Annotated in this window: 7 protein-coding genes; 1 reads left to right on the top strand and 6 read right to left on the bottom strand. The window is 75.2% G+C overall.

The window, feature by feature from the left end; translation table 11 throughout:
- Positions 1-43: 43 nt before the first annotated feature.
- The 6 genes from ACRYR7_RS22840 to trpS form a co-directional block, all read right to left on the bottom strand.
- On the bottom strand, positions 44-1,351 hold the full coding sequence (locus ACRYR7_RS22840) for an ABC transporter substrate-binding protein (protein ID WP_432574431.1): 1,308 nt from the start codon (positions 1,349-1,351) through the stop codon (positions 44-46).
- Positions 1,352-1,544: 193 nt separating this feature from the next.
- Positions 1,545-2,561 carry a LacI family DNA-binding transcriptional regulator gene (locus ACRYR7_RS22845; RefSeq protein WP_432574433.1) on the bottom strand — a complete coding sequence of 339 codons (1,017 nt, stop codon included), beginning with the start codon at positions 2,559-2,561 and terminating at the stop codon, positions 1,545-1,547.
- 61 nt (positions 2,562-2,622) lie between these two features.
- The gene (locus ACRYR7_RS22850; RefSeq protein ID WP_432574435.1) at positions 2,623-2,853 is read right to left on the bottom strand and encodes an SCO4848 family membrane protein; all 231 of its coding nucleotides are present in this window, start codon (positions 2,851-2,853) and stop codon (positions 2,623-2,625) included.
- A gap of 96 nt (positions 2,854-2,949) precedes the next feature.
- Positions 2,950-4,041 carry a YihY/virulence factor BrkB family protein gene (locus tag ACRYR7_RS22855; protein WP_432574437.1) on the bottom strand — a complete coding sequence of 364 codons (1,092 nt, stop codon included), beginning with the start codon at positions 4,039-4,041 and terminating at the stop codon, positions 2,950-2,952.
- Positions 4,042-4,058: 17 nt separating this feature from the next.
- On the bottom strand, positions 4,059-4,559 hold the full coding sequence (locus ACRYR7_RS22860) for a 2'-5' RNA ligase family protein (RefSeq protein WP_432574439.1): 501 nt from the start codon (positions 4,557-4,559) through the stop codon (positions 4,059-4,061).
- Between the two features lie 74 nt (positions 4,560-4,633).
- The gene (trpS, locus tag ACRYR7_RS22865) at positions 4,634-5,668 is read right to left on the bottom strand and encodes a tryptophan--tRNA ligase (RefSeq protein ID WP_432574440.1); all 1,035 of its coding nucleotides are present in this window, start codon (positions 5,666-5,668) and stop codon (positions 4,634-4,636) included.
- 62 nt (positions 5,669-5,730) lie between these two features.
- Between trpS and ACRYR7_RS22870 the strand changes: the two genes are divergently transcribed.
- Positions 5,731-7,761: a beta-galactosidase gene (locus ACRYR7_RS22870; RefSeq protein WP_432574442.1), complete on the top strand. Its 2,031-nt coding sequence runs from the start codon at positions 5,731-5,733 to the stop codon at positions 7,759-7,761.
- Positions 7,762-7,894 lie beyond the last annotated feature (133 nt).

Here is a 7,894-nt window from a genome sequence, read left to right on the forward strand (position 1 = left end):
GCCGCCGCGCACGGCGGCCGCCCCGGGATCGGGAGGGGTTTCGTCAGCCGATCTGGTTGGCGAGGTCGCCGGAGGCGCCCTTCCACGCGTCGGCGGGGCTGACGCCGTTGGTCTCCACGGACAGCAGCGCCTGGACGAGCGCGGACTTCACGACGGCGTCCTCCTCACCCAGGATCTGGGTGGGGGCCGCCTCGGCGGACTTGGAGAACAGCTCGCCGATCGGGGCGCCCTGGAAGTACTCGTCCGTGGCGCCGGTCACCAGCTCGATGGCCCCGGTGTTCGAGGGGAAGTTGCCGCCGACCTCGAAGACCTTCGCCTGCTGCTCGGGGTCGGTCAGCCACTTGACGAGCTTGGCGGCCTCCTCCTTGTTCTTGCTGGAGGCGGGGATGCCCAGGTAGGCGCCGCCCCAGTTGCCGCCGGCGCCGCCGGGCAGCGAGGTGACGTTCCACTTGCCCGCGCCGGCGTCGCCGGCCTTGCCCTTGATGTAGCCGACCATCCAGGCGGGGCAGGCGATGGTGGCGAAGGACCCGCTGCCGAAGCCGGTGTCCCAGGCCGGGTCCTCGAACTGCTCCAGCTTGGCGGTCAGGCCCTCGGCGGCGGCGGAGGCGGCGGTGTCGAAGGCCTCCTTGACGGCCGGGTTGGTGTCCCAGACCAGCTCACCGGAGGCGTCGTAGTAGATCTCCTCCTCGGTGGAGACGATCGCGTTGTAGAACCCGCCGGCGGAGTCCATCCAGGCGGCGCCCGCGGGCGCCTTGGCCTTGAACTCGCGCCCGAGCGCGACGTAGTCGTCCCAGGAGCCCAGCCGGGCGGCGATCTGCGCGGGGTCGCTGGGCAGCCCGGCCTGCTCGAGCAGGTCGCTGCGGTAGCACAGGCCCATCGGGCCGATGTCGGTGCCCATGCCGAGCACCTTGCCGTCCTCGGTGGTGGCCGCGGCCGACTTCCACTCCAGGTAGTTGGGGACCTGCTCGCCGGCGACGGTGGTGGACAGGTCCGTCCACTTGTCCCCCTGGTTGGCCACGACGTCGGCGATGCGGCCGACCTCGATGCCCTGGATGTCCGCGGCGCCGTTCCCGGCGGCCAGCTTCGTCTGCAGCGCCGGCCAGTAGTTGTTCTCGCCCTGGGTGGACTCGTACTTGATCGTGACGTTCGGGTTGAGCTTCTGGTACTCGTCGAACAGGCCGGCCTCGTCGAGGCCGAAGGTCCCGAAGAGGCTGACGCTGAGCTGGGTCTTGCCGTCGGCGGGCGCCGCGTCGGCCGACCCGGCGTCGGTGGTGCTGCAGGAGCTGAGCAGCAGGGCGCCGCTGACCGTCGCCGCGGCGAGGGCGAGCGTGGTCTTCCGGACGTGCGACATGGAGTACTCCTCGGGCCCCGCCGTGGGCGGCGGATCGACGTTGATCGGGGGTCTCGATGGTGAGAGCGCTCTCAAGGACGTGCCACGCCCTGTGAGAGCGCTCTCAAAGGGTGCGAACAGATTGGCCCCACCCACCCCCCGCTGTCAACGCCCTCGCGACCGCGAGGCTCCCGCGCGCGTCGCGCGGGCGGTCTCAGGAGGTCGAGCGCTCCACCAGCTCGGTGCGCACCACGACCGGTTCCACGGCGCCCGCGCCGTCCACGACGGCCAGCAGCATCCGCGCCAGCTCGCGGCCCATCTCCACGACCGGCTGGCGCACCGTGGTCAGCGGCGGCGTGGCGGCGGCGGCCAGCGGGGCGTCGTCGAAGCCGACCACGCGCACCCGCTCGGGCACCGCGACGCCCGCGGCGGCCAGCGCCTGCAGCGCGCCGGCGGCCATGAGGTCGTTGGCGGCGAACACCCCGTCCAGGTCGGGGTGGCGGGCCAGCAGCTCCTCGGTGGCCGCGCGGCCCCCCGCCACGGTGAAGTCGCCCACCACGGCCAGCCGCGGCGAGAAGCGGCGCCGGTGCGCGCGCAGCTCGTCGCGGAAGCCCTCCAGGCGGTCCTGCCCCACCCGCATGTCCATCGGCCCGGTGACGGTGACGACCTTGCGGCAGCCGCGCTCGATGAGGTGGCGGGTGGCGGTGCGGGCGCCGCCGGTGTTGTCCGCGGACACGTACGGCACGCTCGAGCCGTCCTCGAAGGGCCGCCCGGACATCACCACGGGGATCCCGGCGTCCAGCAGGTGCTGCGGCAGCGGGTCCGGGCCGTGCACGGAGACGAGGATCGCGCCGTCGACGTGGCCGCTGCGGGCGTAGCGCTCGAAGCGCTGGCGCTCGCGCTCGGTGGAGAGCACCACCAGCACCAGCTGCACCTCCCGCTCGGCGAGCTGGGCCTGCGCGCCGCTGAGCACCAGCGGGAAGTAGGAGTCGGAGAAGAACCGCTCCACGGGCTCGACGACGACGAGGGCGACCGAGCCGCTGCGGCGGGTCACCAGGGAGCGGGCCGCCTGGTTGGGCACGTACGACAGCTCGGAGGCGGCGCGCAGCACGGCCTCGCGGGCGCCGGGGCTGACGCGGCCGTACCCGGCCAGCACCCGCCCGGCGGTGGCGCGGGAGACCCCGGCGCGGGCGGCGACGGACTCCAGGGTGGGCGCGCTGGGGCCGGGCACGGCTCCTCCTGAGGTCGGGACCCGCCCGCCTCGGGGCGGGGGGCCGGGTGGGCGGGTCGGGTCAGCGCCGGCGGCGCGAGGCGCGCAGGCCGCGGACGCCGACGACCGCGATGGTCGTGCCCAGCGCGAGGCTGACGACGACGAGCACGAGGTGCACCAGGAAGAACGGCTGCGGGCCGTCCTCGAAGGAGCGCGGGTCGTTCCAGATGTTCCTCAGGAAGTTCGGCCAGATGAACCAGCTCCACAGCCCGAAGGCCGCGAGGAACGCGCTGGTGCGTCGGGAGAGGACCACGGGGGGCATCCTCGCACTGCCGGGCGCCCGCCGTGGCCGGTGGTGGCAGGCCGTGCCCGGCGGTGGCTGCCGGTGCCCGGCGGTGGCTGCCGGTGGTCAGCGGTGCCGCAGGGAGCGCGCGGCGCGGCGCGCGGCGACCGCGGCACCGGCGGCCAGGGTGCCCCAGGCGACGGCCGAGCCCACCCCGGCGCGGCGCGAGCGGTGCGCCTCCTCGGAGGGGTGGTCGGCCGGCAGCGGCCCCAGCGGCACGGTGTAGCCGGCGATCGCGCGCTCGACGAGGCTGCCGGCGTCCTCGGCGACGGTGGCGGCCCAGGCGGCGGCGAGCAGGAGGAGGCGGCCGATGAGGTTCATGAGCACCAGCAGCACCACGATGCTGGCGGCGGCGCCGAGGAAGGCGTTGCCCTGGGCGCTGTTGCGGGCGAAGCCGGTGCCGAACTGCTTGAGCAGGCCGATGCCGACGCCGCCGAGCACGGCGCCGGAGAGCAGGTGCCGCAGCGGCACGTCGGCGCCGGGCAGGACCCGGAAGACGGCCAGGAAGGTGCAGGTGTCGATGCAGAAGGCGACGACGAAGCCGGCGGCGGTGAGCAGCCAGCCGCCGGCGGTGGTGTCCTGCACCCCGGCCAGCCCCAGCAGCCACTCCCCCAGGCCGTTGGTGGCCACGACCGAGCCGACGCTGAGCGCCACGCCCAGACCGATGACGACGAGCACCGACAGGTCGCGCAGCTTCAGCAGCGCGGGGTTGCCCCCGCCGGCGTCCTCGCCGAAGACGGCGCGGATGCCCTGGCGCATCCCGTCGATCCAGCCCAGGCCGGTGAACAGCAGCGTGCCCAGGGACACCACGAGGCTGACGGTGAGGGTGGTGCCGGTGAGGTAGTCGCCGATCCAGATGCCGCTGGCCTCCAGGCCCTCCGGCTTCGTGCCCGCGTGCACCAGGCCCGGCAGGTAGTCGTCGGCGCCCTCGACGAGGGCGTCGACCACCCCGTCGCGCACCTCGGGGACCCCGCGCATCGTGAAGCCCAGGATCGTCAGCCCCACCGCCAGGGCGGGGAAGATCGAGAAGAACGCGAAGTAGGCGATGCCGCCGGCGAGCACGTTGCCGCGCGCGGCGCTGTAGCGCCGGTAGGCCCGCCCCGGGTGGGTGGCGTTGAACCGCGCGAGGAGGCCCTGGACCTGCTGAACGACGCCCACCGGTGCTGAGGCTCCTTCTACGGTGCGGTGAAGCCGAAGTCCTCCCGTGGCCGCCAGACGCCGTCGGCTCCGTGCTCGTAGAGGCTGAACCCCTTCACCGTGAAGGTCGCCTCCCAGTCCCGCAACACGAGCTCGGCGCGGTCCAGGGCCTCCTCGGGCACGTCGTGGGCGACGGTGACGTGCGGGTGGTACGGGAAGGACAGCTCCCGGGCCAGCGGGCCGCGGCGCACCTGGCCCTGCAGCAGCTCGCACTCGGAGATGCCGCGCGAGAGCTGCACGAACACCACCGGCGAGACCGGCCGGAAGGTGGCGGTGCCGCGCAGGTGCACCACGAACGGGGCGTGCAGCGCGGCGGTGCGCCGCAGGTGGGCGCGCACCTCCTCGGCCGCGCCGGCGGGCAGCTCGCTGGGCGGCAGCAGGGTGATGTGCGGGGGCACGGCGTGCGCCAGGGGGTCGCCGAAGTCCGCGCGCCAGGCCGTCAGCTCCGCGGCGTGCGGGTCGGGGACGGGGATCGACACCCCGATGGTGCGGGTGCCGGAGCGCGCCGGGGTGCGGGGCCGTCCCAGCGCCCGCGCACCCCCGCCGAGGGCGCTCACCGCCTCCGGCCCACGAGCCCCACCCGCTCGTAGACGCGGGCGAGGGTGTCCTCGGCGATCGCGTTCGCGCGCTCGGCGCCCCGGGCGAGGACCTCGTCCAGCGCGCCGGGGTCGGCGCTGAGCTCCTGCGCGCGGGCGCGCACGGGCGCGAGGGCGTCGGTGACGACCTCGGCGAGCTCCTTCTTCAGGTCGCCGTAGCCGCGGCCGGCGAAGTCGGCCTCCAGCTCGGCGACGCTGCGCCCGGACAGCGCGGAGTGGATCGAGAGCAGGTTGGACACGCCGGCCTTCTCCGCCGGGTCGAAGCGGACCTCGCGGCCGGTGTCGGTGACGGCCGAGCGGATCTTCTTCGCCGTGACCTTCGGGTCGTCCATGACGTCGACGATGCCGCCGGGCGAGGAGGAGGACTTGCTCATCTTCGCCCCCGGGTCCTGCAGGTCGTAGATCTTGGCCGTCCCCTTGAGGATGTACGGCTCGGGCACGGTGAAGGTCTCGCCGTAGCGGCTGTTGAAGCGCTGGGCCAGGTCGCGGGTCAGCTCCAGGTGCTGGCGCTGGTCCTCGCCGACGGGGACCTCGGCGGCCTGGTAGAGCAGGATGTCGGCGGCCATGAGCACCGGGTAGGTGAAGAGCCCGACGGTGGTGCCCTCCGCGCCCTGCTTGGCCGACTTGTCCTTGAACTGGGTCATGCGGGCGGCCTCGCCGAAGCCGGTCAGGCACGACAGCACCCAGGCCAGCTCGGCGTGGGCCGGCACGTGGCTCTGCACGAACAGCGCCGAGCGCTCGGGGTCCACGCCCGCGGCGATGTACTGCGCGGCGGTGACGCGGGTGCGCTCGCGCAGCGCGGCCGGGTCGGGCCCGACGGTCAGGGCGTGCAGGTCGACGACGCAGTACAGCGCCTCGTGGGAGTCCTGCAGGGCCACCCACTGCTTCAGCGCACCGAGGTAGTTGCCCAGGTGCAGCGAGCCGGAGGTCGGCTGCATCCCCGACAGCAGGCGCGGGCGCGCCCCCGTCCCCTGCGCTGGTGACTGCTCCATGCCCCCATCCTGCCAGCCGCGGGGCGGTTGACCGGCCGGGGGGCGACCGCCAGGCTGCGTCGGTGCGAGAGTGGATCAAGGGACCGGGCCTGGCCTTCGGGGCCGACTACAACCCCGAGCAGTGGCCGGAGGAGGTGCGCGGCGAGGACGTGCGCCTGATGCGCGAGGCCGGCGTGACGCTGGTGTCGGTGGGGATCTTCGCGTGGGGCCTGCTGGAGCCCGAGCCGGACCGCTTCGAGACGGGCTGGCTGGAGGCGGTCCTGGACGACCTGCACGCCGGCGGGGTGGGCGTGGACCTGGCCACCGCCACCGCCTCGCCGCCGGCGTGGATGTCGCAGCGCTGGCCCGAGGTGCTGCCGGTGGACGCCGAGGGCCGCCGGGTGGTCTTCGGCTCCCGGCAGAGCTGGTGCCCCTCCTCCCCGGTGTACCGCGAGCGCTCCCTGCGCCTGGTGGAGGAGCTGGCCGGCCGCTTCGGGCAGCACCCGGCGCTGCGGATGTGGCACGTGAGCAACGAGCTGGGCTGCCACAACGCGCGCTGCTGGTGCGACGTGTCGGCCGCGGCCTTCCGCCGCTGGCTGGAGCGGCGCCACGGCGGGGTGGAGGCCCTCAACGAGGCCTGGGCCACGGCCTTCTGGAGCCAGCACTACACCTCCTTCGAGCAGGTGCAGGCCCCCGGGCACCTGAGCACCTTCCCCAACCCCGCCCAGGCGCTGGACTTCGCCCGCTTCAGCTCCGACGAGCTGCTGGGCCAGCACCTGGCGGAGAAGGCGGTGCTGCGCCGGCTGACCCCGGACGTGCCGGTGACCACGAACTTCATGGTCTCCGCCGGCCTGGGCGGGATGGACTACGGCCGCTGGGCGCTGGAGCAGGACGTCGTCTCCAACGACCACTACCTGCTGCACACCGGCCCCACCGCGGTGGCCGACCCGCGCGCGGAGCTGGCCTTCTCCGCCGACCTGACCCGCGGGGCCGCGCGCGGGCCGTGGCTGCTCATGGAGCACTCCACCAGCGCGGTGAACTGGCAGCCGGTCAACCCGGCCAAGGCCCCGGGCGGGATGCTGCAGGACTCCCTGGCGCACGTGGCGCGCGGGGCGGACGGGGTGTGCTTCTTCCAGTGGCGCGCCTCGGCCGGCGGCGCCGAGCAGTGGCACTCGGCGATGGTCCCGCACGCCGGGGAGGACTCCGAGCGCTTCCGCGAGGTCGTCGAGCTGGGCGCGCTGCTGGGGCGGCTGGGCGACGTGCGCGGGGCGGCCGTGGAGGCCGACGTGGCGGTGCTGGTGGACTGGGTCAGCGCCTGGGCGATGGAGGCGCCCACCCTGCCCTCGGACCGGGTGGGCCCGGTGGACGCCGCCCGCGCGGTGCACCGGCTGCTGCGCGCGGCGCAGGTGGCGGTGGACGTGGTGCCGGTGGGGGCGCACCCGGACGACCTGGCGGCCGCGCTGGGCCGCTACCGCGTCGTGGTGGTGCCCACCCTGTACCTGTGCGACGACGCCACCGCCGCGGCCGTGCGGGCGGCGGCCGAGGGCGGCGCGCAGGTGCTGGTGACGTACTTCTCCGGCGTCGTGGACGAGCGGGCGCGGGTGCGCCTGGGCGGCTACCCCGGCGCCTTCCGCGACCTGCTGGGCGTGCGGGTGGAGGAGTTCCACCCGCTGCTGGAGGGCGTGGCGAGCGAGCTGGACGACGGCTCGGTGGGCGACGTCTGGTCCGAGCTGACCACCGTCGGCGAGGACGTGGAGGTGCTGGCCCGCTACGCCGACGGCGCGGTCGCCGGGTGCGCGGCGCTGACCCGGCGCGAGCTGCCCGGCGGGGGCGGGGCCTGGTACCTCGGCACGCTGCTGGACGACGAGGCGCTGGCCGCCCTGCTGCGCGAGGTGTGCGCGGCGGGCGGGGTGCAGCCGGTGGCGGTGGCGTCCGGGCCGGTGGACGTGCAGCGCCGCCGCGGCGCCGACGGCACCTCGTTCCTCTTCGCGCTCAACCACGGCGAGGAGCCCGCCTCGGTGCGCGTCAGCGGGTTCGACGAGGTGAGCGGGGCGGAGGTGGACGGCGTGCTGGACCTGGACCCCGGCGCCAGCGCGGTCGTGCGCGAGCGCTGACGCGCACCGGGCCCCCGCTCCCCGCCCACCGCTCCCCCACCGCTCTCCCGCGGGGCCCCCGGGGGGGGGGGGGGGGGGGGGGGGGGGGGGGGGGGGGGGGGGGGGGGGGGGGGGGGGGGGGGGGGGGGGGGGG

The organism is Kineococcus gurbantunggutensis (assembly GCF_050871925.1).
Taxonomy (GTDB): Bacteria; Actinomycetota; Actinomycetes; order Actinomycetales; family Kineococcaceae; genus Kineococcus.

What these genes read in the sequence shown, in the direction of transcription:
- ACRYR7_RS22840 (WP_432574431.1), bottom strand. Translation starts at nt 1,351, where the DNA reads ATGTCGCACGTCCGGAAGACCACGCTCGCCCTCGCCGCGGCGACGGTC.
- trpS (WP_432574440.1), bottom strand. Translation starts at nt 5,668, where the DNA reads ATGGAGCAGTCACCAGCGCAGGGGACGGGGGCGCGCCCGCGCCTGCTG.